Raw genomic sequence first — 25,760 nt, 5'->3', positions numbered from 1 at the left:
TCACGTCTCGAATCAACGAGCGATACAGGTGAGCAATGATCCCGCGTCCAGGCGGGTTACCGCCAGCGAATATCCGCCGATCGCGAGCCGGGGCCACTCCCGTAACCCGCAGGGCCAGTCGAAGCCTGCAAGTCCGATGTCGATGACATCGGCGAAGAACACGGCCACCGCGTGCACACCATCGGCCGCGGTCGTCAGGAGTTCGGCCCGGCGGGTGTTTGCACGGCTATTTCGCCACCCAGTCCGTAGCCGCCGCTCAGTTGTAGTCCGTCACCGCTCCAGAACCGTCCGGGGTCATACCAGTTGGGGCTTCGGTGTTGCGGCAGCAGTCCCATCGACTGGTAGGTCGCGGCCACGATTTCCGCGCAGTACGCGCTTTCCAGCTCCTGGGCGGCCGCTCGGCTCGATCGGCGACGCGGGAGCCGTACTCGGCCGCGTAGCCAGCGTCCGGCGAGACCGGCAGTGGAAGGGAAGGGGGTTCCGTCGAGTCGGGCGATGGTGCGCAGCAAGCTGTCTTCCATCTCTTGGGTTGCCGGACGGTTCAATTGGCGCAACCAGGCCTGCTGACCGTAGCGGTGTGCCCACACCAGTACCGCGTCGCGCAGGTTGTGTAACTGAACGCCGCGGTGCGCGACTCCCGTCCACATGTCGGGCAGTGATCGGCCGAGTTCCGCGTGCCAGATCAGCGCGGGCAGATCGTCGAGCACGACCGACATGCCGACATGGTTCACCGGACTGTTCGTCGTCATCCGAATCGCACGGTCGGCTGCCGAGTGGCCACGGAACAGCCAGATGTCGCCAGTTCTGGTGATCTCGAGCGCTCGATCGAGACTGATGCTCGTACCCGTCATGGACGTAGCCTATGCGGTATGAGGTGGTGGAAGGCAGTGGGATTGGCGGGTGCGGCCGGTGTGGTCGCGACCGGTGTGGTGGTCGTGCGCGCCGAGCGCCGTCGCCGTGCCTACACTCCGGACCAGGTCCGAGAACAACTGCACAGGCGATTCGCCCAGGTGGCCTCGTCCGAAGCGGCCGCCGAAATCGCCGCGCCAGTGACTCGGGACGTCGTCGGCATCCGCGGGCGCATCCGCCGTTTGTTTCAGCGGTGACTACAGCCGGGGGATAAAGAAATACAAATGTCGCGCCAGGCATCCTGCGTCGGCGCGAACCGCAGGGCCACCGTCTGGCCCACGGAGGTGCGCTCGCGTGTGATCGCCAGAACACCGGGGCCGACCACGACGTCGAGGCGTTCGCCTTCCCCATGGGTAACGCCTGCGTGGTCACCGGCGGTCGTCATATTGAGCGGCGGATAGGCGAGGGCGAGAACCAGCGTGCCACTCGGCACATCGACGAGCCCCATTGGTTGGGTTTCGGTACGTGGCTCGTGTTCGAGGTCGTCGTCTGGAATCGGGCGGACGCCCGGCTCGACCGGTGGTGAGATCCAGAGGGTTCCGTCATCGCTGCGACGCACCTCGTGGTGGCCGTCACCGTGGGCTTCCTCGACGTAGACGCGTAACCCGTCGAGCACCAGTTGCGTGCTGCCCTCGGTGGCGAGCTCGTCGCCGTGGACGTCCCAGCCGCCGAACCGGGCCCCCGCATCACACAGCACCAGGAAAAGCCCGTTGTGCACGGGATTTCGGATAGATCCAAGGTAGTTCACGATGGGTCAGCCTACGGCCGGGAATCGCTCACCGTTGACCTCCGGCTCATAAGTGATCGGCTGGCTGCGGTGGCCGTTTCGAACCACTGTGCGGCATTTCCGGGTGGTTGGCGTCAGATCGGTTCCCGATCTAGGTTCGGCGATCCGCGATGGAGGTATTGCGAACCGTACTCGACATCCCGCACGGGCCATTCAGCCGTCACCGTCACCGATCTCAGGGCGTTTCGAGGTGCCTGTCCTGTGGGTTCACCGGTGCTTCTCGGCGGATACGTAGCGCGCCTCCCGCATCCGGTCGAGCAACTCGGCGGGCAGGTCGTCGGGCAAATCGGTGATCGGGCGGCCGTAGGCGGCGGCCAGGTCGAAGGGGGTGGCGCGGTCGACCGACCAACCGTGCCGCGACAGCCAATCCCCGGGTTCGGCGCGGGCGTCGTCGTACCACAGGTCACGCACGTTCAGATTGCCGAACGGGTTGCTGTTGCTGCCGAAGAACTTTTCCTCCATGTCGAAGTGGCGCTGGTCCACGCCGCGGCCGAAGTCGTCGATGGCCACGCAGCTGCCGGGCGCGGACAGAGCGTCGATGCGTTCGAACAATGCGTCGTGTGCCGGACCCGGCAGGAACGGCAACAGCCCCTCGGCCGACCACGCTGCCGGCTGTCCCGGATCGAAATCCGCGGTAGTGAGCGCGGCGGGCCAGTCGTCGCGCAGATCGACCGCCAGCGCACGCCGATCGGCCGTGGCAACCGCACCGTGATCGGCGAGCACCCGGTCCTTGAACTCCAACACACGTGGCTGATCGATCTCGAAGACGACCGTGCCCGCGGGCCAATCCAGCCGATACGCTCGTGCGTCCAGACCGGATGCCAGGATCACTGCCTGCCGCACACCCCGCTGCCACGCCGCGGCGAAGAACTCGTCGAAGAACTTTGTCCGGACCCCCATGAACCGCCCGAACAGACCGATTGCGCCCACCGACGCAGGGTCCTTCAGCATCTCCAGGAAGTGCGGTTCACCCGCGGCCTCGACAAACCACGCCGCATAGTCGTCGTGGATCATCGGCTCGCGATCGATCGTCTCGAGTGCGCGAAACGTGGCGACGCCCAGGGCGGTGAGACCCACGCTCGTCACGATGTCCCAGCTGTCTCCGTCCGTTCGCATCAATATCACCCCATGGTGTCAGCGATCATCAGAGCCCTGCTACAGCGGAGCCAACGCCCCGCATCCACCCCATCGATCTTCCTCTCATGGAGAACCTCCGGGCAACGCCCGACTCTGCGCCCCACGATGACACCGCGGGTAGCGGGGGTATCTCGAGTAGATGGCACTGTCGGGCGTTCCACGATCATTGCGCGCTGTCGCTGTGCCCGCTTCGAACAGAACGCCATAACCCCAGGTCACACGCTCGCTTCACGACATTGCCGGAGCTCTGGCCGACCGATTCTCCGTCGTCAGGGGTTCATGGTTGCCGGATATTCCCCGGTGGAGTGCTCAGATGTCGTGCTGAAGGCGGTCAGTTCGGTCTGATGTCGGATCACGCTGCCGTCGACGTATTCGACGACGGTCATCGGTGATGGCCCAGCGGTGCACCACCGACGGCCCGTCACGGATCCGGAACGGATAGCGCAGCGGCGCGGTGCTTCGAGTCGCCAGAGATAATGCCGCATGGGATTTTTCAAGCCGACATGCCCGGTGGGGGAGATCGAGCGGCTGTGGGTCGAGGAGATGTTGAGCTGGTGCGCAGCGCAATTCGGACCAAGGACGCTGCGAACACCGGTGATCCTGCCGACTTCGGACTTCTTTCCGGACGCGTACTCCGGCACCGAGCCGGAGGTCCGTTCCTTGGTCGAGCGCGTGAGCGGGTACATGGGTGTCCGTCGGGATCGCATCGTCGTAGAGGTCGACGCGGACGGCGATGTGCTGCCCGACGATGTCGCGTTTCTGGAGGGTTCCTCGCACGGGGAGGCGGGACACTACCGCCTGGAGCGCGGCCGCGCGGTGGTGTCGCTCTCGATGTCCCAGATGCGCTCGCCGGTCGCGTTGATAGCGACCGTCGCCCATGAGCTGGCGCACGAACGGCTGCTCGGCGAGGACCGCATCGTGCCCGAGCGGCATGATGGCGAGCAGCTCACCGATCTGGTCACCGTGTACCTGGGGCTCGGCGTCTTCAACGCCAATGCGGCGTTCCAGTTCTCCCAGAGCCGCCACGGCTGGCGATCCCAGCGGCTGGGCTATCTGTCGCAGCCGATGTTCGGCTACGCGCTCGCCTGCTGGAGCGTGATGCGCGGCGATCCCAGACCGCTGTGGGCCAAGCACCTCGACACCAACCCCCGCGTCTACATGAAACAGGGCCTCAAATACTTGCGAGCGAACCCCGACCGAGTCGTCTGCTCGCCCGGAATCGGGACGCCAGGATGACAACCATCGGCATGTTCACAGCCGCCATAGTCGGCTTCCGCTGCCCACTGAAGCTCGAGGCCATCTGCTCCCGATAACCTTGTGCGACACTGACGCTCGTACTCATCAGGGCCTCAGCCGTTGTCTTACACGAATGACAACCAGCGGCGCAGGTCTTGCCCTGCTCGCGGAAATGGCGGATTCGGGTGTCGTCTCGCCCAGGTAGTCAGCACGTCGAGCGGACGTCTGCGATCGACGGGTTCCGGCTGGCTTACGACCGAATGGGGGCTGGAACCCCGGTGGTTTTGCTGCACGGGTGGCCCAGCGACAGGACCGAATACCGCGACGTGGTCCCGCTCTTGCCGATGCACGACGTCGTCGTGCCGGACCTGCGCGGCTTCGGCGCATCCGACAAGCACCTCGAGGACCCTTCGACTCAGTACAGCGCCGACGCGCAAGCACGCAGCGTCATCGGACTCATCGAGGAACTGCAGCTGGACAGGCCAGTCCTCGGCGGGCACGACATCGGCAGCAGGATCGCGCTCGCCGTGGCGCGCCAGCGTCCAGATCTGATACGGGAACTGGTGCTCACGCCGCCGCTGCCGGGCATCGGTGAACGGATCCTCTCCGTCGAAGCGCAACAAGAGTTCTGGTACGTGTCGTTCAACCAGCTCCGGCTTGCCGACGAACTCATCGACGGCAAGGCCGACGCCGTACGCGCCTTTCTGCTCCACTTCTGGTCGCACTGGTCCGGACCCGACTTCGTCCTTGCCGAAGATCATCTCGATCACCTTGTCGCCGTGTACTCCCGGCCGGGTGCCTTCACAGCATCCCTGGCCTGGTACCGAGTCGGCGCAGGAGGAGTCGCCCGCATCGCCGCCGAACGCGCGCCCGAGCCGACCCAGCGCCTCGCCGTACCCACCACTGTGCTCTGGCCGGAGAACGACGTGTTGTTCCCCAGGAGTTGGGCCGATCGGCTGACCGATTACTTCGCCAACCTACGGGTCTGCCACGTCGACGATGCGGGGCACTTCATTCCACTGGAGAGCCCGCGAACGTTCGCCGCCGCCGTGACCCGAGCTGCGACGTTCTCTACGCCCTGCTGAAAACCGAACAGCCCTACCGCGATCCAAGATCGGTCGCCGCTCGAGCATCGGTGCGCACGAGGTCATAGACATAGGATCGTTCACCCTTGCGACTCACCCACACGCCCTCTGGCGGAAGCTCGCCTTGCCCGGCCTCGTCGAACGGGCGGCTCGACACCTCATCGGCCGCGTCGCACACCACCCAACCGAAGCCGGGCAGTCGGCGACACCAAATATCGAGGTCGACCCGCTTATACGACGGGAAGCCATGCGCTTCCCCGTCACGGTCGAACTCATAGGTCAACCCATCGACGCGTCGCACGAACTTCACACCAGACATTCCGCTATCCTCGCCGACCACCCCGGACACATCAATCAGCGCGCACCTGGACCAGCTGATCGCGCCGTGGCGCTCGCTGGTCGGGTCGGAGGACGACCGGATCGCATACGCCGCAGCTGCCCGACAGTCCGGCGCGATCGCCAGCGACCTCTCTGCACCCGACTCCTACGACCCTGAACTCGACGACTACGAGCTCAGCCTGGAAGACGCTGTCGTCGACGACTGACTACCGATACCAGCGACGCTCACGGAGTCGGCGCAGTGTCGAGTCCTGAACCCCTTCGTTCCCGAAGCAGCGAAATGGGCACTCGCACGGCGGATGGGTATGCCGCTCGTCCGGATGTCCTGGCAGGCGCGACCAGGGCCTCGACCATCTATCCGCGGAGCGTCAGCTCGCTGTTCTGTCCGTGTTCAGGCTCGCCGCGGCGAGATTCCGGGCGGCGAAACCGGCGATGGTGCATGCCTGGCGCGCATGGGCCTCTGGGTGCGCGGTGCGCTGTTCCAGCGCGGCACGGATCCTCTCCAACGATTCGGTGGCTTCGCGGGCCGCTCGGCGTAGCACGGTGTACCGGTGGTCGAGCTCGCGGTAAGCGAGGTCGATGTTTCGGTAGCGACGGTGCAGGTCAGCGATGTGGTCGAGCAGGTCCTCTACCTCGCGTGTGGTGAGGGTGAGGTGGGGATGTTCCTCGCCCGAGAGGATCGCCTCACCCGCGATCTCGGCACAGCGAGCGTGCAGTACATCGAGGATGTCGGGCACACAGATCACCTCCCACACTGCGGTGGAGCGTTCCAGAGCTTCTCGGGCGCACTTCCGACGATCGTAGACGGCCCGCTGTCGCGTGGCCCCGGAAAACCAGAGAAACCTTCGCGAGAGAAGCATTGTAGGTCAACACATCTGGCAAGTGGTGGACTCGAGTCTGCTCGGTGGGTCTCGAAGACCTGGAACGCTACGACATCGAGAGGCGATACCTATGACGTATACCGACGCATTCGAACAGTTCCGTCGGCCGCGCGCCGAGGAATTCCTCGACTGCTGTCATAACCTCAGGGGAGACATTGCCCACGATACGCGTGGGTAACAGCCGCACGCTGTGCACCTGCGGAAATGGAGGTGCACACTACGCGGGACCGGTAGTCGCAACCCGCCCGACCGGGCCAGTGCTGGGAAAGGAGCCGGCGAGTGTTCAACCGCATCGCCATCGTGAACAGGGGAGAGGCCGCCATGCGCCTCATCCATGCCGCCCGAGATCTGGCCGCGGAAACCGGGCTACCGATCGAAACCGTCGCCCTGTACACCGACGTCGACCGGAACGCGACGTTCGTGCGCGAAGCCGACATCGCTTACGACCTCGGTCCGGCGTCCGCGCGCCCGTACCTGGATCTCAAGGCACTCGAGCGCGCGCTGGTCGCCACCAAGGCCGACTCCGCATGGGTCGGCTGGGGTTTCGTCGCGGAGGACCCGGCGTTCGCGGAGTTGTGCGAGCAGATCGGAGTCACCTTCATCGGCCCGAGCCCGGAGGCGATGCGCAAACTCGGCGACAAGATCGGCGCGAAGCTGATCGCCGAGGATGTCGGCGTGCCGGTCGCGCCATGGAGCCGCGGTGCGGTCGAGAGCGTGGAAGACGCCTTGGCGGCCGCGGCCGAGATCGGCTACCCGCTGATGCTGAAGGCGACCGCGGGCGGCGGTGGCCGCGGTATCCGTGTGATCACGAACGAAGCCGAACTCGTCGACGCCTACGAGCGCACCCGTCAGGAAGCTGCCCGTGCCTTCGGCAGCGGCGTGGTCTTCCTGGAGCGGCTGGTGACCGGCGCCCGGCACGTCGAGGTTCAAGTCATCGCGGACGGCCAGGGTACCGCCTGGGCACTCGGCGTCCGCGACTGCTCGGTGCAGCGGCGCAACCAGAAGATCATCGAGGAGTCGGCGTCGCCGGTGCTGCTCCCCGAGCAGACCGCCGAGCTCAAGGCGTCGGCCGAGCGGCTGGCGATCGCCGTCGGCTACCGCGGCGCCGCGACCGTGGAGTTCCTCTACCACCCCGGTGACAAGCAGTTCGCCTTCCTCGAGGTCAACACCCGCCTGCAGGTCGAGCATCCGATCACCGAGTCCACCACCGGTTTCGACCTGGTCCGGGCCCAGCTGCTGGTCGCGTCCGGAGGCCGGCTCGAGGGCGAACCTCCGGCGGAACGCGGGCACGCCATCGAGGCCCGGCTCAACGCCGAAGACCCCGACCGCGATTTCGCGCCCGCCCCTGGCCGCATCGCGCGGCTGGATCTGCCTGCCGGGCCGGGCATCCGCGTCGACACCGGAGTCAGCGAGGGCGACACGATTCCCGCCGACTTCGACTCGATGATCGCGAAGATCATCGCCTACGGCCGCGATCGTGACGAAGCGCTGGGCAGGCTGCGCCGGGCACTGACGGAGACCAGGGTCGTCATCGAGGGTGGCGTGACCAACAAGAGCTTCGTGCTCGATCTGCTGATCCAGCCCGAGGTACTCGATGCCAGCGCGGACACCGGCTGGATCGACCGTGTTCGCGGCGAAGGCCGTCTCGTGTCGCACCGCCACTCCACCATCGCGCTGGCCGCTGCCGCCATCGACGCCTACGAGGAGGAAGAGCGGGTGGAGCGGCACCGCCTGCTGTCCACGGCGTCCGGCGGCCGGCCTCAGGTGCAGCACGAGAGCGGTAGGCCGCGCGACCTCAAGTTGCGCGGAGTCGGCTACCGCGTGCGCGTCGCACGCATCGGTGCTCATCGGTTCCGTGTCGGTGTCGAGGCGGGTGGCGATATTCGGACCGCCGACGTGGATCTCGAACGCTTCGATCGGCACTCCGGGCAGATCGTCGTCAACGGTGCCCGGTACCGCGTGATCACCGGCACGCACGGCCCGATCCACATGGTCGACGTCGACGGTGTGGCACATCGGATCAGCCGCGACGAGGGCGGCGTCGTCCGCTCCCCGGCCCCCGCGCTGGTCGTCGCCACGCCGCTGCAGATCGGCGACGAGGTCGAGGCAGGTGCGCCGGTCCTGGTGCTGGAAAGCATGAAGATGGAAACCGTGTTGCGTGCGCCGTTCCGGGCCCGGCTGAAGGAGTGCGGTGTATCCGTCGGCACTCAGGTCGAGACCGGCGCGCCGCTGCTGCGGCTGGAACCGCTCGCCGAAGACGACGAGGACTCGGACACCACGGCGGTCGGCTCGGTCGAGCTGGATCTGCCCCGCGAGTCCGCACCGGTTCAACCGCATGTGCGTCTGACCCGCGGCCAGCAGGATCTGCGCAGCCTGCTCCTTGGCTTCGACGTCGACCCGCACGACGATCGCCGAGTGGTCGACGACTATCTCGTCGCGCGCCGGGCCGCCATCGCCGACAACCGCAGGCCCCTCGCCGAGGAACTCGAGCTCGTGCAGGTGTTCGCCGACCTCGCCGAACTGAGCCACAACCGGTCCTGGGACGAGGACGGCGACCAAAGCCACGTCCACAGTGCCCGCGAGTACTTCCACACCTATCTGCAGAGCCTCGATGTCGAGCGGGCCGGGCTGCCCGCGTCATACCAGGCCAAACTCGGCAAGGCGCTCGAGCACTACGGCGTTACCGAGCTGGAGCGCACCCCCGACCTCGAAGCCGCGGTCTTCCGTATCTTCCTCGCCCAGCAACGTCCGGCCGACACCGTCACGATCATCACGACATTGCTGCGCGAGTGGCTGCGGGAGCCGGTGCCGGACAGGGCGCTGCGCGAGCCCGTCGGTCTGACGCTGGAGCGGCTGGTGGCCGCGACACAGGTGCGCTTCCCCGTCATCGCGGACCTCACTCGCGGGGTGGTGTACGCCTGGTTCGGCCAGCCGTTGCTGCGGCGTAATCGCGCCCGCGTGTACGCCGATGTCCGCAAACACCTGAGCCACTTGGACGCGCACCCGGAGACCCTTGATCGCGGCGAGCGCCTCGCCGAGATGGTGCGGAGCACCGAGCCGCTGGTGCGGCTGCTCGGCCAGCGGCTGGCGCGCGGAAGCGCCGACAACACGGTCATGCTGGAGGTGCTGACCCGGCGGTACTACGGCAACAAGGGCCTTGCCGACGTTCGGACCCGTGAGGTCGGCGGCTGCGCGTTCGTGATCGCCGAGCGTCGAGGTCTGTCCCTGGTCTCCGCCGCCGTGAGCTTCGACGCCCTCGCCACCGTCCTGCGCGGGCTCGCCGAACTGGCGAGCGGCGCCGCGTCCATCGAGGCCGACATCTACCTCGGCTGGGAGAAGCAGCCGGAAGACTTCGATGCGATGGCCGAGGCTTTGCAGCAGGCGCTCAGCGCACAACCGCTGCCGAATCAGGTGTCCCGAATCACTGCGACGGTCGCGGGTAGCGGCGGTGCGGTGATGCACCACCACTTCACCTTCCGTCCGTCGGCCACCGGATTGGCCGAGGAGCGGTTGATCCGTGGCCTGCACCCATACATCGCGGAGCGGATGCAGCTGAAGCGGCTGCGCAAGTTCGACCTCACCCGCCTGCCGTCCTCGGACGAAGAGGTCTACCTGTTCCGGTGCCTCGCGAAAGAGAATCCGTCGGACGAGCGACTCGTCGCTTTCACGCAGGTCCGTGACCTGGCCGCACTGCGGGAGCAGGATGGCAGGCTGCTCGCGCTCCCGACGGCCGAGAGCACCCTCACCGCCTGCGTCGACGCGATTCGGCGAGCACAGTCCCGGCGGCCGTCGGGTAAACGCCTGCACACCAATCGGATCGTGATGTACGTCTGGCCGCCGCTCGACCTCACCCGGGCCGAGTTGGATTCGATCATCGAGCGCGTGGAAGCCACGACCGTGGGCGCCGGCCTGGAGGAACTCCTCCTCATCGCCCGCCAGCCCGATCCGGAGACCGGCGAGTTGGTCAAGATCATCGTGCGGGTCGCCTTCGACGTCACCGGCGGCACCACGGTGACCATCGGGGACCGGATCGACGAGGTGATCGAGCCGCTCGACGCTTACCGGCAAAAGGTGCTGCGAGCCAGCAGCCGCAACACCGTGTACCCCTACGAACTGACCGGGCTGCTCGGTGAGTTCGCCGAGTACGATCTCGACGACGACCACACGCTCGTGCCGGTCGACCGGCCCAAGGGACGCAACACAGCCGCGATCGTCGCCGGCGTGGTCACCACGCCGACCGAGCGGTACGCGGACGGCGTCACCAGGGTGGTGTTGCTCGGTGATCCCACGAAATCGCTTGGCGCACTGTCTGAACCGGAATGCCGCCGAGTGATCGCCGCACTGGACCTCGCCGAACGGATGCAGGTGCCGCTGGAGTGGTACGCGCTGTCCTCGGGCGCCCGGATCTCGATGGAGTCGGGCACCGAGAACATGGACTGGGTGGCGGCGGCGCTCAAGCGGATCGTCGAGTTCACCCAGGACGGCGGAGAGATCAACATCGTGGTCGCGGGCATCAATGTCGGCGCCCAGCCGTACTGGAACGCCGAGGCGACGATGCTCATGCACACCAAGGGCATTCTGGTGATGACACCTGACTCCGCGATGGTGCTCACCGGCAAGCAGTCGCTGGACTTCTCCGGCGGTGTGTCGGCCGAGGACAACTTCGGCATCGGCGGTTACGACCGGGTGATGGGCCCCAACGGGCAGGCCCAGTACTGGGCGCCGAACCTGCTCGCCGCACGAGACGTGCTGATGTCGCACTACGACCACACCTATGTGGCGCCCGGTGAGCAGGCGCCGCGGCGGTCGCGGACCGACGACCCCCTCGATCGCGACGTCTCCGACTTCCCGCATGCCATGGCGGACAGCGACTTCACGACCGTCGGCGAGATCTTCTCCGCCACCGCCAACCCGGACCGCAAGAAGCCCTTCGACATCCGGACCGTGATGCGGGCGCTGTCCGACCAGGACCACCCGGTGCTGGAACGCTGGGCGGGCATGGCCGACGCCGAGACCGCGGTGGTGCAGGACGCACGGCTCGGCGGCATCCCGGTGTGCCTGCTCGGCATCGAATCGCGAGGCGTGCCGCGGCGCGGATTCCCGTCGACCGACGGCCCGGACACCTACACGGCGGGCACGCTGTTCCCGCGGTCGTCGAAGAAGGCCGCGCGAGCCATCAACACGGCCAGTGGAAACCGCCCACTGGTGGTCTTGGCGAACCTGTCGGGCTTCGACGGCTCACCGGAATCGATGCGGAAGCTGCAGCTCGAGTACGGCGCCGAAATCGGTCGCGCGATCGTGAACTTCCAGGGGCCCATCGTGTTCTGCGTGATCTCGCGCTACCACGGCGGCGCGTTCGTGGTGTTCTCGAAGGCGCTGAACCCGAACATGACCGTGCTCGCCCTGGAAGGTTCGTTCGCCTCGGTGCTCGGCGGCGCGCCGGCCGCGGCGGTGGTGTTCTCCGGTGAGGTCGACACTCGAACCGCGGCGGATCCGCGAGTGCGGGACCTGGAGGCGCGCGCGGCGAACGCGACCGGCGCCGACCGCATGGCCCTGATCGCAGAGCTCGACGAGATCCGATCGTCGGTGCGGGCCGAGAAGCTCGGCGATGTCGCGGCGGAATTCGATCGCGTGCACAATATCCAGCGCGCTGTCGAGGTCGGTTCGGTCGACGCCATCATCAGCGCCTCCGACATGCGCCCACGCATCATCGCCGCCATCGAGGCAGGCCTGCCTGGGTGATCCCACCTGACCTCTCGATTGCTCGCTGCCGGTCGGCAGCGAGCAATCGAGGGCGAAATGCGCATGCAGCGGGACGTCAGCACACACAGAACGGACTCGGTGATTCTGACGCCCCGACGGCTGCTTCCAGCAGTAGCTTCGCGGCCAGTCGACCCGACGGTGTCAGCACCAGGCCAATGCTGACCGTGGCCGAACTCGGCGCCGCCTTGAAATCCGCCGCCGCCCAGACCAAGTGCTGGATCGAGCTGGCGCCTGGGTCAGCCGATATCCCGCCGTCGGCGTCTACCGAGACCCTGCAACGGATCTATCGAGCCCTCTAACGCCCCGGCTACTGCCCGGCGGCGTGCAAGGACGCGGTGCTTCGATGCGTGGCCGCCGCCGGGACAGCGTTGTAGAGCGCCGACATCCAAATGGTGTAGAGGACGTCGACGACCACCTGAGGATCGGCGTATGGTTCGCGGCCGAACGCTTCGGAGAGATATCGCTCGTCCATCCATATCAGGGCGCGGGCCGTCTGGTCGACGTCGGCCAGTTCGCCGATCCGGCCGCGGGCCTGCTCATCTCGGATGTGGCAGGCGGTCGCGTCGATGAAGCGCTGGACGAGTGCTCGATAGGCGCCCTCGACTTTCTCGTCGCTCGCGGCGGCGTCGGACAGCGCGCGCAGGACGGTGCCGTGCTCGACGTAGACGTCGACCAGGCCCTCGAAGGCGCGCCGGGCGTCGGCGGCCGGATCGTCGCCCTGCAGCCAGCGGTCGGTCATCTCGAACAGCTTGCGTCCGGTGTATTCGACGACGCGCAAGGCCAGATCGTGCCGGTCGCGGAAGTGCACGTAGAACGCGGGGCGCTTGAGCCCGGTGCGGCTCATCACCGAGTCGACGCTGATCTCACGAAACGGCCGCTCGCGCAGCAACTGCTCGGCGGCGTCGAGAATCTCGCGTTCGGACTCTCGGGGATCGTGCTTCGGTCGTCGGGCCACGGCCCAATGATACGGGAGAAAAGGCTGCAGTTACATGCCGTCAGTGACATGTTGTCATTGATCACTGTGTCGCGTCCCGGAAAACTTACACAAAGTCATTGACGCGATGTCATTGGACGTTGTAGCTTGCGACCATGACCACAAGAAAAAGGATTGTCTTCATCGGCGCCGCCGGTGAGATGTGTCGTGTCGCGATCGAGCGCTTCGCCAGAGCGGTCCCGAACGGAAACTGGAAGCTGGAGTTGTACGACATCCGGCCCGATGCGCTCGACGACCTGGTGAAGAAGCTGCCTGCGGGGTCGGCGACCGCTGGATCGTTCGACCTCTTCGACGGAGCCGCGCTGCGCGCCGCGATCGACGGTGCCGCCCTTGTCGTGCTGGGCGCGGGGCCATACATCCGCACCGCGGAGCCGGTGATGGAGGCGTGCATCGAGAAGAAGGTTCCCTACCTGGATCTCGACGATGACGAAGCGAGTACTCGCGCGGCACTGAAACTCGACGCCCAAGCGAAGGCGGCCGGCGTGCCGATCTTCGTCTGTTGCGGCGCGTCGCCCGGACTCACCAATGTGATGGCGGCCGACGCCGCCCGCGATATGGACACCGTCGAACGCATCGACGTGTGCTGGGCAACCGGTGACGAGGGTCCTGTTCCGTTCGGGCGCGCGGTGCTCGATCACGCGATCCGAGGTTTCGCCGGACCATGCCACACCTGGGAGAACGGACGCTCGGTTGTCCATCAGACATTCCTGGAATCGGACGTCGTCGACCTGGGCAACTCCTTCGGCGACTCCTACCGGCTCTACGAGTGCGCCCATCCTGAGTCGGTGACGATGCCGCGGCGCTGGCCGGGCGCCGACCGAATTCGCGTTCTCGGCGCGCTCGATCCGGCGCCGATCAATGGCATCATGCGGGGCATCGCCGTGGCTGTGGAGAGCGGCAAGCTGCCGATGGACGACGCCATCGACTTCATCAACGACGTCGTCTGCGACAAGACCGGCTCGCTCAAAGTCTGGCCGCATGCGTTGTCAGGCGTATGGGGCACGGTTCGCCGCCGCGAGATCAAGGCGACAGAGGTGCTGAAGTACTTCTGGTCCGCAGCCAGACGCAAGCACCCAGACTTTCGCGGCATCAACTATGTGCGGGTGACCGGCGAACGCGACGGAGTCGAGGTCGTGTCGATCCGTCGGCTTCCGGTCAGCGGGCCGGGCACCGCGTGGTCGGACATGGCGGCGGGGACCGGATCAGCGACCGCGGCGTTCATGGTGCTGGCCGTGTCGGAGCTGAGCGGCAAGGCCGGTGTCCTCGCGCCCGAGGACTGGGCCAACCCCGAGGACTTCTACGAGGCGCTGGCAAACACCGGCGGTTCACCGCTCACCGACGTCATCGAGGCGGTGGTTCGCCCAAGCACGGTGTTGACTTCCCGCAAGTCGAGCGCCGCGCTGTCCTAGAAGCGCATCCTTCGCGCGTTCCGCGATGCCTCCCCGCGTAGTCACAGAAGGTAACAATGGATTTCACAATGGTTCTGCTCTTGATCGCCGATCTCTGGATGGTCTACGCAGGCTTCGTCTACGGCGCAAGGTTCATCCGAAAATACTCGAACTACCTCCTCGGCATCGAGTGGATCGTCGTCGCGACCTCCGGCAGTAATGTCGTGCTGCTCGGAATTACCGGCGGCGACCACAGCAGCCCGTCGTATCAACTGATGCTCTTCTTCGACGCGTTCTCCAGATCGTTCGGCATCACCTTGATTCTGGTGCTGGGGATGCTGAAAGTCACACACCGGTTCAAGCCTTCACTGGCTGTCGACATCGGCGCGTTCGCGCTCGCCATTCTGGCCGGCGTGTACCTGTCGGTGTTCGCCCAACCGATCACTGCACCCTGGGCAATCTTCTACATCGTGATGAACGCCCTGGCTTCCCTGTTCATGCTCTATGTCGCGTATCGCCTCTGGGCTGTCGGTGAGCGCCGACACGCGGTCTGGGTCGTCATCGCCACGGCCGGCGCGGCCGTGGTCGCCGGGACCTACGACTTCATTCATATCCCAGGAGACGACGAGAACCACACGATCTTCTACATCATCGCGATCACCGTCTGGGCGCTCGAGATGACCGTGTTCTACTACGCCTACAGCGCGCTGCACAACCACAGTGAGCATGTCGACGCCGATCGAGCGAAAGTCGCCTCGGCTTAGCGGCTTTCGGAGGCGGCCTCCTCATCCGCGTGCACGGTCGCACGAGGCCACTCCTCGACGGTCCCTTCGACAACATGGGTGGTATCACCGGCACCGCGCGCGCCGTGTTCGCGCTAGATCAGGCCGGGAAAATCGTTCAATGGAAAAGGCCAATACATGACCAACGATGACATCACTTACTCGACCTTCACGGGCTGGATCGAACCGCCGACGGATTTGCGGCCGCCGCTGGACGGCGACACCGCGTGCGAGGTCGCGGTTATCGGCGGCGGTGTCGGCGGTATGGCGACGGCCTTGCGGCTGGCCGACCGCGGCATCGACGTCATTCTCCTCGAGGCCGAATTCTGCGGCTACGGTGCCAGTTCGCGCAACGCGGGCCAGCTGACCGGCGCCCCGGCCGGCGATCCGCAGATTCTGAGCCCGCTTTACCCACGTCGCTTTCCCAAGGTCGTACGGTTCGCCGAAGACGCCGTCGACTTTGTCGAGAAGGACTTGCTGCAACGGTTCGATATCGCCTGTGATTACGAACAGACAGGCAATGTCGGGGCCGCGTTCTCCAAAGGCCAGCTGCGTAAGGCTCGCCGGATCGCGAAGATCCTCACCAAGGCCGGGGCGCACGCCAAGTTCGGTGACAACGTCGAACTCGGTCTGCCGGATACCTTCTACGGCGGCGTTCTCGAGCCTGTCGGCGGACAGCTCAATCCTGGAAAGTTCTGTCTCGGCCTGCGCAAGGCGGTGATCGAGTCCGGTGCGCGGGTGTACGAGCGCACGCCGTTGCAGTCGATGGACAACAACGGCTCCGGGGCGGTGATCAGCACTCCGAGCGGACGAGTGCGCGCGAAGAACGTTGTCGTGGCGACGAACGCCTACACCAATGAGCTCGGAATCGCGCCGAAGCGGACGGAAACGCCCATCTGGGTCAGTATGGTCGAGACGGCTCCGATCGATCCGGCTCGGATCACGGCAACCGGGTGGACGAGCCGTTCTGGCATCGTGACCGAGCACAATCTGCTCACCAGCTACCGCATCACCCCTCGCAACTCCATCGCTTTCGGGGTACGCCAGCTGCGTATGGGGCGCGGCAGCCTTCCCGCCCGCACGTCCGATCCGGCGGTCGTCGCCGATCTCATCGACGGGTTCCGCGCGGTGTTCCCCTCGCTACAGGATGTTCCGATCGAGCGGACGTGGGGTGGCTGGATCGCGATGACCCCATCGTGGCTGCCGGTCGCCGGGCAAACCAAGCAGGAGAACGTCTACTACTCCATCGCGTGCAACGGCCACGGCCTCGCGCAGGCTCCCTATCTGGGCACGCTGATCGCTGACCTGATCGCGGGCAACGAGTTCCATGACAATCTCGACGCCGTGTGGAGTGAGCGGCGGTGGTTCGGGCCGGGCTTGTTCAAGGAACCGCTGCTGCGTGCCACGTGGGCCGCTGATCGCCTGGCCGATCGCGTCACGAGGCCGAATCATTGACGCCGACGTCGTAGTCCGGCGATGCGGCTGGCAGCCGCGTGTCGCGGGGCGGCCCCAGCGGTAACCCCGGCCGTCAGATGAGCGACGGGCCGGGGGAGCCCGGGCACTTCGATGCCTGACGCATCCGGCCTGGGCAACGCGGCCCGCGATCCGGTGTGGCGGGATCAGTCCAGGTGGGCCGACAGCAGCCAGGCTGGAACCGACTTGCGGCCATGGGGCTCGTCGCGCATGCCCTCGAATTGGAAACCCGCGTCCGCCGGCAACTCCGCAGGCAGATTGCCATGGATTCGCGCCTGCCTGATCTCATCGATCACCCAGTACTGCGACACCACCTCGCGAAGCTCGTCGGCGGTGACCGGCGATGGGCCCGGTTCAGGTGCTTCGGGCAGGGCGGCCCGGTCGAAAACCAGCACGAAATACGACGCGCCCGGCGCGGCGGCGCGCGCAATCGACTGCTGATAGCCCTCCCGCGACTCGACCGGGATCGAATGGAACAACGTGCTGTCGACGATGGTGCCGAAGCGGCCGTCGTAGCCGGTGAAGGAGGCGATGTCGGCGACCTCGAAGGAGGCGTTGACCAAGCCGCGCTTGGCGGCTTCGGCGCGGGCCAGTTCGACCGCGGTCGGCGACAGGTCCAGGCCGACGGTGGTGAAACCCCGCTCGGCCAGATACAGCGAGATCGCCGCCTCCCCGCATCCGACATCGAGCACATCGCCATGGAATCTGCCCTGCTCGATCAGCGCGGCGAGTTCCGGCTGGGGTTCCCCGATACTCCACGGTGGTTTGACGCCCGGCCCGAACGGGCCCCCTGTACCTCGGTAGATTTCTTCGAATTCGAAATCGTGAGGGGAAGTCATAGCCCACGAATATCAGAGAACCTGGTACATGTTCGGGACGTGGCCCGCGACGCGCTCGGACTCGTCAGGAGCCGGTGCGGTGGCGGCAAATCGGCAACGGCGCCTTGCGTCTAGCAGGCATGACATCGGCGGTGCGATACCGCTCGCCTGGCGACTGTCCGGCCTCGACCGCCGCTGACACGCCAGGCGTATGAACCGCGTCACTCCCTGTCACACGAGCGGACGGTCGCCGGTCCTATGAACGGATACCCCGACGATCGGAAAGCGCTGTCATGAAATCCCGAATGCTGTCCAAGCGAGTCGCGTTGATCGCGACCGCGCTACTCGCCGTCCTCACGGCCGTCACGGTGCCCATCGCGTACGCCTGGGAGGGCTTGGGTTCGTCCTATCAGTCGCAGTACCTGACCCGTGTCGAATCCCGATATGTCGAGACCGATCTGGCCAGGTTTCACTACACCCGGATCGGGACCGGCTCACCCGTCGTCTTGATCGCCGGAGGAGGACTGTGGGGATACTCCTGGCGAGACGTCGCCCCGGCGCTGGCCGCCGAGCACACGGTCTATGCCGTCGATCTGCCCAGCCAAGGATTCACCGAACTACATCGCGAAGACTTCGCCTACGACTTGCCCGCGATGTCGGAGGCCATCGCCGCCTTCCTCGATGCCGTCGGGCTGGACCGGGCGGCGATCGCCGGTCACTCGTGGGGTGGGGCCTGGAGCCTGTACTTCGCCGAACAGCACCCTGAACGAGTCGAGCAGCTCGTCCTTCTCGACTCACCGGGCCTCGACGCCGAAAAGGCGCCTGTCACACCACTGTTCACCACGCCGCTACTCGGCGAGCTGGCGACCAACCTGACCACCCGCTCGTTCTACGCCGATAGCATCCGTGGCACCTTCCACAACCAGCACCTGGTGACCGAGGAAGTGATCGACGAGCTCTACGCACCGTTCTCCCAGCCGGCGAACCGTGACGGCTTCCTGTCACTGTGGCGGAACCTGGACTATCGGCTCACCGACGTCGGGCTTACTCGGATCACCGCACCCACCCTCGTGCTGTGGGGCGCCCAGGACACCTGGCTCCCGGCCTCCCAAGCTCATCAGCTGGCTCGGAGGATTCCGAATGCCACAACAACCGTTCTTCCCGGCTGCGGGCACACAGTCCACGAGGACTGCCCGGCACAAACGAACGCCCTGCTGACCGCCTTCCTGCACTGAGACGCACGAACAACCCGGACGGACCGCAGCTCGGACTGACTGGGGCCTGCAACCGGTTCGACGAGCGGACCCATGGTGCCGCAGTGATCTCATCGCGGCATCATGGGCCGTGGTCGGCTCCCTGCACTCCCCGTCGGCGACCGCTCAGGACGATCCGGGAGCGGTGCCGTCGAGGAATTCCGTGACATCGTGGCGAATTCGCTGTACTGGAACAGGAATCCGTGCGCAGCCCTGTCGCCCCACACCTCGGCCATGCTGCCTGACGGAACCGTAAGCGAGATCTAAGCGATGTCAACACTTGTTATGTTGATGACATGGCAACGTCGAACACGCCGTATCATCACGGCGACCTACCCGCCGCCTTGGTGCGTGCGGCCGTGGAGCTCCTCGAGGAAAACGGCGCCGCCGAGCTGTCACTACGCGCCGCCGCGCGGCGCGCCGGTGTGTCCACCGCCGCGCCGTACCGGCATTTCGCCGACCGCGACGCCCTGTTGTCAGCCGTTGCCGCGGTCGGGTACCGGGAGTTGGCGGCCAACCTGGCCGCGGCGAGTGCCGCACCGACCACCGCCGAGGACTTCGCCGCGATCGCCATCGCTTACGTCCAGTTCGCCCTGACGCGGCCCGGGTTGTTCCGCGCGATGTTCGCCGAGCCGTGCGACCCCACCAGCCCCGAACGGGTGGCAGCTACCACTGCGATTCACGAGTACGTCAGATCGATTGTGCGGCAAGCGTTTCCCGCAGCAGACGAGGAGGCCCTGGCAACAGCGTTGTGGTCGATGGTGCATGGCCTGGCCTTCCTGTACCTGCACGGAAAGTTCGACGCCGCCTCGCCGGACGCCCTCGCCGAGCGGGTCCGCGCGATTGTCCACTCGATTCTCGAGCTGTCGGACCGCGCACCCAGCACCGAGCAGAACGTGTAGCTCACGCCGGTGCGCGCCAGGTCAGGGCTCGCGAACGGTGAGAAGCACCTTGCCGACGGTCTCGGCGGAATCCAGCAACGGGTGCGCTTCGGCGACATCGGTGATCGGGATCTTCGCGGACACGACCGGCGCGACCGCGCCCTCGGCAATCAGCGGCCACAGGTTGCGGCGCAACTCGGCGACGATCTCGGCCTTGGAGCCGGACCCGCGCTCCGGGCGGCGGCGCAGATTCGTCGCGTGGACCGAGCCTCGCTTGGCCAGTAGCACGCCGAGATTCAGCTCCGCCACCGCCCCGTCCTGCAACCCGATGATCGTCAGGTGACCGTCTTCGGCCAGAGTGTGCACGTTGCGCTGCAGATAGCCAGCGCCCATGATGTCCAGGATCACATCGGCGCCGCCGTATTCCTCGGTCACGACGGTCGCGAAGTCTTGTTCTCGGTAGTTGATCAGCGTGTTCGCTCCGAATTCCCGGCAGCGATCGAGCTTGAACTGCGATCCCGCGGTCACCGCGACACGAGCACCCAGCGCGCGACCCACCTGAATCGCATGGGTCCCGATGCCGCTGCCACCGCCGTGGATCAGTAGCGTCTGCCCTTCGCGCAGCCCTGCGGTCATCACGATGTTCGACCAGACCGTGGCGGCGGCTTCGGGCAGCGCCGCCGCATCGGTCAGGCTCACCCCGCCGGGAACCGGAAGCACCTGGGTGGCAGGCACGTTCACCCGTTCGGCGTAGCCACCGCCGGGCAACAGCGCGCACACCGCGTCGCCGGGCTTCCAGTCCTGTACACCGGCGCCGACCTCGGCGATGATTCCGGAAACCTCGAGACCCAGGATCTCACTGGCACCCGGCGGCGGCGGATAGAAGCCGTATCGCTGCATGATGTCGGCGCGATTGACCCCCGCGGCGACCACATCCACCGTCACCTCCCCGGGGCAGGGCGCGGGCAGGTCGTCGACCTCGCCCCATTTCATGACCTCCGAGCCTCCGTAGCCGTCGAGCGTCACCGCAAACATGTCGTCCCCTTTCGGTCGGCAGGATGTATACGTCGCTAACATTACCCTGAAAATTAGCACCGTCAACATTCGAGGCGACGATCACAGCCCGTTGCCGCGATGTCCGGGAACCGTTCGTCGCGGCGCGTGCTCGCCTGTCCAGTGCAGGACCTCCAGCGCGGCCGCCACCGCAACGATATTGTCCGCCAGGGGTTTCGGTAGCAGTTCGTCGGTGCGGACCAGGCGCCGAATGATCGTGTTGCGGTGAATGAACAACCGCTGCGCGGTGCGCGAGGTGTTGCACAGCTCCTGGATGTAGACCCGCAGGACCAGCAGGGTTTCGGGGTCGGCGGACACCAGCCCACCCGCCCGGGCGGGCGTGATTGCGGCACCTTCCAGGACCAGCGTCACCGCGGCCAGCCGCTCGGCGTGGGTACCGCGCGTGAGCGCGCGGCGCTCGGAGTCCATCGCCTCGCCCACGGCTTCGGCGATGTCATCGACGAAGGTACTGATGGATTGCGCTCGCTGATGTACTTCGACGGCGGTGCGGCAGCGGGCCTGGAAGGAGGATTCTGGATGACCGCGATCGGACTGGCCATCGGCGTCCTCTCCGGCGTACTGGTGACCACCTTCTACGATCAGAAGGGGTTGACGCGCACCTCTCGCACCCAGGTCGAGACCGTACAACCCGCCTGACCATGCCGCTCGGCGCGGTCATCGCGTTCGGCCTGAACGGCTCTCGCCGTTCAGGCCGAACGCGCGTGTTCCGGCACGACACCCACACCCCTCCTCCAAGCAGCACCACCGTCATCGGATCCGGGCGGCCGAGCACCGGAACTCCCTATCCGGACCGATGATGCAGGTCACACCGAAGGGCATGAGCATCGACCACCCCGACCGTCGCGCGCGTCCACGTAATCGGCGCGCAGTAATTCTCGCCGCAGCGTTCGAGGCGTTCGCGCACAACGGCTACCACGACACGTCGATGGCCGACATCGCCGAAGCCGTCGGGATCACCCCTGCCGCGCTGTATCGGCATTTCAGCAACAAACAGCATCTGTTGGGGCAATGTGTGCTCACCGGACTCGACGATGCTCTCGCCCGCCTCGACGCCGCCAGCCGGTCCCGCAACTCCCGAGACGCGATACTCGCTGCACTCGTGCAAGTCGCGCTCGAGCGGCGCGGGCTCCCGCGACTGTGGCAGCTCGAATTCCGCCACCTCCATGAACGCGACAGGTCGGCAGTTCTCATCCGGGCAGCCAGGCTTACCCGGCACCTTCGCGGGACCGTCCGGTCACGGCGGCCCGAGTTGTCGGCAGCGGACGTGGAGTGCTTGAGCTGGTGTGCATTATCGGTGGCAGTCAGCCCGGCCTACCATCGCCTCGAGCTACCCATTCCAGTGGCGGCCCAGGTCCTCGGAGCGGCCATGCACGCCGTCATCGCGACCGATCTCCCCACACAACCGACCCATCCACTTCGCGCGCACGGACACAGCCGCTTCGCCGACGGCACGGATCTGGACCGCGCGCTGCGGCGGGAGCGCATTATCGCCGGGGCAGCCCGCCTGTTCACCCAGCATGGCTTCCCGAACGTGAGCATTCACGACATCGGCGTCACCGCGGGTATCACCGGCCCCGGGGTCTACCACTACTTCGACAACAAGGCCGAACTGCTGGACATGATCGTGCGCCGCCACGACGAGTGGATCGAACTGCTGGTCGCCCACGCGATGACCCGAAGCCGCAGCTCGCACGACGCAATAGCCACCCTCACCCACAACTTCGTCCGATTCGGTGCAGACGAGCCCGATCTGCTCGCCATCACCGTCAGCGAAACCCGGCACCTCCCGGCAGCAGCCGAGCACCGCTACCGCAGGGTCCGCCAGGACGGCATCGCAAGCTGGGCCCGCATGTTGGGCGCAGCACGCCCGGAACTCGCACCGCCGGTGACACGCATGCTGATCCGTGCATTCACCACCGTCGTCATCGAGGCGGTGCGCAATCCACGACTCAACAGACGGACCGACCTCGTCGAACTTCTGGTCGCCGTCGGGCACAGCATCCAGTCGGCACCCGCCGGTCGCAAACGCCCACCGCGAGTGATTCACCGCACTTGACCGCTGTTCGCGTGACGCGCCTCGACCGCGACACCGAGCGCAGATCCGGTGGGCGTGCTGTCCGACCCACTTAGTCGCCATTGACTTTTCTTTGCCCAGCCGGGCCGGCATCACGCACAGTGTGCCGCGGGCGCGTCGAACAGCCCGTCATTCACCCTCGGACGCCTCGAACGTCCGGCGACCCAGAAGGCTACGTTCCGTGAGTCATTACAAGAGCAACGTGCGAGACCTCGAGTTCAACCTCTTCGAGGTGTACGGACTCGAAACAATCTTGGCGACAGGCGCTTTCGGAGATCTCGACGCCGACACGACACGCTCGGTACTCGCCGAGGCCGCCAAACTCGCCGAGGGTCCCGTCGCAGCGCCCTACGCCGACACCGACCGGAACCCGCCGGCATTCGATCCGCGGACCCATACGGTGGCGCTGCCGGAGCCGTTCAAGCGGGCGGTGCGCGCCTGGTACGACGCGGAATGGTGGCGGCTCGGCAAATCCGAGGACATCGGCGGAGTTCGGGCACCTGCGATGCTCGAGTGGGCAGTCACCGAGTTCGTTCTCGGCGCGCAACCGGCCGCCCACATGTACAGCATGGGTCCGGTCATGGCCGACATCATCAACGAGATCGGAACACCACAGCAGCGCGGCTGGGCCCGTTTCATGGTGGAACAGGACTGGGGCTCGACGATGGTGCTGACCGAGCCGGATGCCGGTTCCGACGTCGGCGCGGGCCGCACCAAGGCGATCGAGCAGGAGGACGGCTCCTGGCACATCGAGGGTGTCAAGCGTTTCATCACCTCGGCCGACTCCGACGACCTGTTCGCCAACATCGTGCACCTGGTGCTGGCCAGGCCCGAGGGCGCCGACCCGGGCACCAAGGGCCTGTCGCTGTTCGTCGTCCCGAAGTTCCATTTCGACCACGCCACTGGCGAACTCGGTGACCGCAACGGCGTGTTCGTCACCAACGTCGAGCACAAGATGGGACTGAAGGCTTCGGCGACCTGTGAACTCACTTTCGGCGGTCACGGCATCCCGGCGAAGGGCTGGCTGGTCGGTGACGTGCACAACGGCATCGCCCAGATGTTCAAGGTGATCGAGAACGCGCGAATGATGGTCGGCACCAAGGCCATCGCCACCCTGTCGACCGGCTACCTGAACGCGCTGGAGTACGCCAAGACCCGCGTCCAGGGGGCAGACCTCAGCCGCTTCACGGACAAGGCGGCACCTCGGGTCACGATCATCCGCCACCCCGATGTGCGCCGCTCGCTGCTCATGCAGAAGGCCTACGCCGAGGGCCTGCGCTCGATCTACCTGTACACCGCTGCCCACCAGGATCCCGTTGTCGCCCACCATGTCTCGGGCGTAGATGCCGAACTCGCCGCGCGGGTCAACGATCTGCTGCTGCCGATCGTCAAGGGTGTCGGTTCCGAGCGGGCCTACCAGTACCTGACCGAGTCGCTGCAGACCTTCGGTGGTTCGGGCTTCCTGCAGGACTACCCGGTCGAGCAGTACATCCGCGACGCGAAGATCGACTCGCTGTACGAGGGCACCACCGCGATCCAGGCGCAGGACTTCTTCTTCCGCAAGATCGCCCGTGACCGCGGTGTGGCGCTGGCGCACGTGGCGGGCCAGGTGCAGAAGTTCATCGACTCGGAGGCGGGCAACGGCCGCCTGAAGGGCGAGCGCAAGCTGCTGGCCACCGCGCTCGAGGACGTCCAGACCATGGCGGCCACCCTGACCGGCCACCTGATGGGCGCTCAGGAGCAGCCGTCCGAGCTGTACAAGGTCGGCCTGGGTTCGGTGCGCTTCCTGCTCGCCGTCGGTGACCTGCTCATCGGCTGGCGCCTGCTGGCGAACGCGCAGACCGCCCTCGACGCGTTCGACGCCGAACAGTCCGCTGCCGAACGCGCCTTCTACGAAGGCAAGGTTGTCGTGGCCGCATTCTTCGCCCGTGAAGTGCTGCCCCGACTGAGCTCCGATCGCGCCGTCATCACCGACATCGATGGCGACGCCATGGATCTCGACGAATCCTCGTTCTGACCGGCTGCCGGTCGACGCAGACCCGACAACCGGCCTGACGACAGATGTCCTGGACGCGGCGTTCGATCGCTACCGCGTCCAGGACTTCTGCGGGTTCAGCGAGCACCGTCGGTGGCCACCTACCCTGCGCTATGCGCGGTACCCATCGGTGCCGGCGCGAGACATGACGATATTGGAGACCACGGCGCGGGCAGACAGTCTCAGCAGGGAGTCGACGATCTCGACGACATCGCTCACTGCGAGCATCTCTTCCGGTGGGACTCTGTCATGGATCCAGGCACTCATATCGGTGTCGACGTAAGCGGGGGCGATAGTCGTGGCGGCGATGCCTTTGCCGGACTCTTCGGCGTTGAGGGTTGCGAACAAGGAGATGAGCGCCGCTTTCGCGGCACCGTACGCCGCCAGCCCGGCCTCGGCGTACACCCCGGTGATCGACGACAGCGCAATCACTTTCGCGCCACGTTCGGGCGCGAGGGCGGCCGCGGCGCGCAGCATCGGCAGGGCGCCCTGGATGAGTTGCATCGGGGCGCGCAGGTTGACGGCCAGGGTCTTGTCGAACCTGCGCATCGACGCATCCGCGAGAGGCTCGGCAGTACCGACTCCGGCATTGAGGACCAACGCCGACAGCGATCCGAACCGTTGCGAGTGCCCGGCGAGTACCGCTTCGACGCCGTCGGTATCGGCCATGTCCGTGGCCACGCTGGTGACATCGCGAGCGCCGGCCTCGCGCAGCTGCGCGGCGACGACGCTCAGGCGATCGGCATCACGAGCGGTTATCGTCATCGCGTAGCCCTGTCGAGCAAGGCTTTTCGCGATCGCCACACCGATTCCGCGGGATGCACCCGTGATCAACGCGGTTCTTGTGATAT

General features: G+C 66.2%; 23 protein-coding genes. 11 read left to right on the top strand and 12 right to left on the bottom strand.

The annotated features are described in order from the left end of the window. Positions 1-12: 12 nt before the first annotated feature. Together AC3ERS_RS30170 and AC3ERS_RS30165 are read right to left on the bottom strand one after the other, a co-directional pair. Positions 13-168 (bottom strand): hypothetical protein, encoded by a 156-nt coding sequence (locus AC3ERS_RS30170; RefSeq protein ID WP_431971518.1) that lies wholly within the window; start codon positions 166-168, stop codon positions 13-15. A 26-nt stretch (positions 169-194) separates the two neighbouring features. Further along, on the bottom strand, positions 195-851 hold the full coding sequence (locus tag AC3ERS_RS30165; protein ID WP_431971517.1) for a hypothetical protein: 657 nt from the start codon (positions 849-851) through the stop codon (positions 195-197). Between the two features lie 18 nt (positions 852-869). On the opposite strand from AC3ERS_RS30165, the gene AC3ERS_RS30160 reads away from it, so the two are divergent. Then, the gene (locus AC3ERS_RS30160; RefSeq protein WP_431971516.1) at positions 870-1,106 is read left to right on the top strand and encodes a hypothetical protein; all 237 of its coding nucleotides are present in this window, start codon (positions 870-872) and stop codon (positions 1,104-1,106) included. Here AC3ERS_RS30160 and AC3ERS_RS30155 read toward each other — a convergent pair. From AC3ERS_RS30155 to AC3ERS_RS30145, 3 genes are all read right to left on the bottom strand, one after another. Beyond that, positions 1,097-1,657, bottom strand: coding sequence for a hypothetical protein (locus AC3ERS_RS30155; RefSeq protein ID WP_431971515.1), 561 nt, complete (start codon positions 1,655-1,657; stop codon positions 1,097-1,099). The genes AC3ERS_RS30160 and AC3ERS_RS30155 overlap by 10 nt on opposite strands. 246 nt (positions 1,658-1,903) lie before the next feature. After that, entirely contained in the window at positions 1,904-2,815 is a 912-nt protein-coding gene (locus AC3ERS_RS30150) for a class I SAM-dependent methyltransferase (RefSeq protein WP_431971514.1), read from the bottom strand. Positions 2,816-3,102: 287 nt separating this feature from the next. Beyond that, positions 3,103-3,519 (bottom strand): hypothetical protein, encoded by a 417-nt coding sequence (locus tag AC3ERS_RS30145; RefSeq protein ID WP_431971513.1) that lies wholly within the window; start codon positions 3,517-3,519, stop codon positions 3,103-3,105. Here AC3ERS_RS30145 and AC3ERS_RS30140 point away from each other — a divergent pair. After that, positions 3,518-4,069 carry a hypothetical protein gene (locus AC3ERS_RS30140; RefSeq protein WP_431971512.1) on the top strand — a complete coding sequence of 184 codons (552 nt, stop codon included), beginning with the start codon at positions 3,518-3,520 and terminating at the stop codon, positions 4,067-4,069. The two genes, AC3ERS_RS30145 and AC3ERS_RS30140, sit on opposite strands and share 2 nt — an antisense overlap. A gap of 278 nt (positions 4,070-4,347) precedes the next feature. Next, positions 4,348-5,154: an alpha/beta fold hydrolase gene (locus tag AC3ERS_RS30135; protein WP_431971511.1), complete on the top strand. Its 807-nt coding sequence runs from the start codon at positions 4,348-4,350 to the stop codon at positions 5,152-5,154. 13 nt (positions 5,155-5,167) lie between these two features. On the opposite strand, the gene AC3ERS_RS30130 is transcribed toward AC3ERS_RS30135, so the two are convergent. Next, positions 5,168-5,473 (bottom strand): hypothetical protein, encoded by a 306-nt coding sequence (locus tag AC3ERS_RS30130; protein ID WP_431971510.1) that lies wholly within the window; start codon positions 5,471-5,473, stop codon positions 5,168-5,170. A 388-nt stretch (positions 5,474-5,861) separates the two neighbouring features. Next, a complete protein-coding gene (locus AC3ERS_RS30125) occupies positions 5,862-6,230 on the bottom strand; it encodes a hypothetical protein (RefSeq protein ID WP_431971509.1) in 369 nt (122 codons plus the stop codon). 423 nt (positions 6,231-6,653) lie between these two features. Here AC3ERS_RS30125 and AC3ERS_RS30120 point away from each other — a divergent pair, with 423 nt between their 5' ends. Then, a complete protein-coding gene (locus AC3ERS_RS30120) occupies positions 6,654-12,116 on the top strand; it encodes an ATP-binding protein (protein WP_431971508.1) in 5,463 nt (1,820 codons plus the stop codon). Positions 12,117-12,444: 328 nt separating this feature from the next. Here AC3ERS_RS30120 and AC3ERS_RS30115 read toward each other — a convergent pair whose 3' ends face one another. After that, positions 12,445-13,092 (bottom strand): TetR/AcrR family transcriptional regulator, encoded by a 648-nt coding sequence (locus tag AC3ERS_RS30115; RefSeq protein ID WP_431971507.1) that lies wholly within the window; start codon positions 13,090-13,092, stop codon positions 12,445-12,447. Between the two features lie 134 nt (positions 13,093-13,226). Between AC3ERS_RS30115 and AC3ERS_RS30110 the strand changes: the two genes are divergently transcribed. The 3 genes from AC3ERS_RS30110 (at position 13,227) to AC3ERS_RS30100 (ending at position 16,756) form a co-directional block, all read left to right on the top strand. Further along, positions 13,227-14,540, top strand: a complete 1,314-nt coding sequence (locus tag AC3ERS_RS30110; RefSeq protein WP_431971506.1) for a saccharopine dehydrogenase family protein — start codon at positions 13,227-13,229, stop codon at positions 14,538-14,540. Between the two features lie 68 nt (positions 14,541-14,608). Next, complete coding sequence (locus tag AC3ERS_RS30105; protein ID WP_431971505.1) at positions 14,609-15,283, top strand: transporter; 675 nt, start codon at positions 14,609-14,611, stop codon at positions 15,281-15,283. A 171-nt stretch (positions 15,284-15,454) separates the two neighbouring features. Further along, positions 15,455-16,756, top strand: a complete 1,302-nt coding sequence (locus tag AC3ERS_RS30100; protein ID WP_431971593.1) for an NAD(P)/FAD-dependent oxidoreductase — start codon at positions 15,455-15,457, stop codon at positions 16,754-16,756. Positions 16,757-16,920: 164 nt separating this feature from the next. Here the strand turns inward: AC3ERS_RS30100 and AC3ERS_RS30095 are convergent, their stop codons facing one another. Continuing rightward, positions 16,921-17,613 carry a class I SAM-dependent methyltransferase gene (locus tag AC3ERS_RS30095; RefSeq protein ID WP_431971504.1) on the bottom strand — a complete coding sequence of 231 codons (693 nt, stop codon included), beginning with the start codon at positions 17,611-17,613 and terminating at the stop codon, positions 16,921-16,923. 272 nt (positions 17,614-17,885) lie between these two features. Between AC3ERS_RS30095 and AC3ERS_RS30090 the strand changes: the two genes are divergently transcribed. Both AC3ERS_RS30090 and AC3ERS_RS30085 read left to right on the top strand, forming a co-directional pair. Continuing rightward, positions 17,886-18,827 carry an alpha/beta fold hydrolase gene (locus tag AC3ERS_RS30090; protein WP_431971503.1) on the top strand — a complete coding sequence of 314 codons (942 nt, stop codon included), beginning with the start codon at positions 17,886-17,888 and terminating at the stop codon, positions 18,825-18,827. Positions 18,828-19,141: 314 nt separating this feature from the next. Beyond that, positions 19,142-19,747, top strand: coding sequence for a TetR/AcrR family transcriptional regulator (locus AC3ERS_RS30085; RefSeq protein ID WP_431971502.1), 606 nt, complete (start codon positions 19,142-19,144; stop codon positions 19,745-19,747). Between the two features lie 21 nt (positions 19,748-19,768). Here AC3ERS_RS30085 and AC3ERS_RS30080 read toward each other — a convergent pair whose 3' ends face one another. Together AC3ERS_RS30080 and AC3ERS_RS30075 are read right to left on the bottom strand one after the other, a co-directional pair. Next, a complete protein-coding gene (locus AC3ERS_RS30080) occupies positions 19,769-20,761 on the bottom strand; it encodes an NAD(P)H-quinone oxidoreductase (protein WP_431971501.1) in 993 nt (330 codons plus the stop codon). Between the two features lie 81 nt (positions 20,762-20,842). Continuing rightward, positions 20,843-21,208, bottom strand: coding sequence for a helix-turn-helix domain-containing protein (locus tag AC3ERS_RS30075; RefSeq protein ID WP_488186873.1), 366 nt, complete (start codon positions 21,206-21,208; stop codon positions 20,843-20,845). A 409-nt stretch (positions 21,209-21,617) separates the two neighbouring features. On the opposite strand from AC3ERS_RS30075, the gene AC3ERS_RS30070 reads away from it, so the two are divergent. Beyond that, positions 21,618-22,856 (top strand): TetR/AcrR family transcriptional regulator, encoded by a 1,239-nt coding sequence (locus AC3ERS_RS30070; protein WP_431971499.1) that lies wholly within the window; start codon positions 21,618-21,620, stop codon positions 22,854-22,856. 199 nt (positions 22,857-23,055) lie between these two features. After that, the gene (locus AC3ERS_RS30065; protein ID WP_431971498.1) at positions 23,056-24,891 is read left to right on the top strand and encodes an acyl-CoA dehydrogenase; all 1,836 of its coding nucleotides are present in this window, start codon (positions 23,056-23,058) and stop codon (positions 24,889-24,891) included. 129 nt (positions 24,892-25,020) lie between these two features. On the opposite strand, the gene AC3ERS_RS30060 is transcribed toward AC3ERS_RS30065, so the two are convergent. Continuing rightward, positions 25,021-25,758 carry an SDR family NAD(P)-dependent oxidoreductase gene (locus AC3ERS_RS30060; protein WP_431971592.1) on the bottom strand — a complete coding sequence of 246 codons (738 nt, stop codon included), beginning with the start codon at positions 25,756-25,758 and terminating at the stop codon, positions 25,021-25,023. Positions 25,759-25,760: the final 2 nt, after the last annotated feature.

The organism is Nocardia sp. bgisy134 (assembly GCF_057708325.1).
The sequence above is the reverse complement of the archived record's forward strand: the minus strand, read 5'-3'. Positions and strand labels throughout refer to the sequence as shown.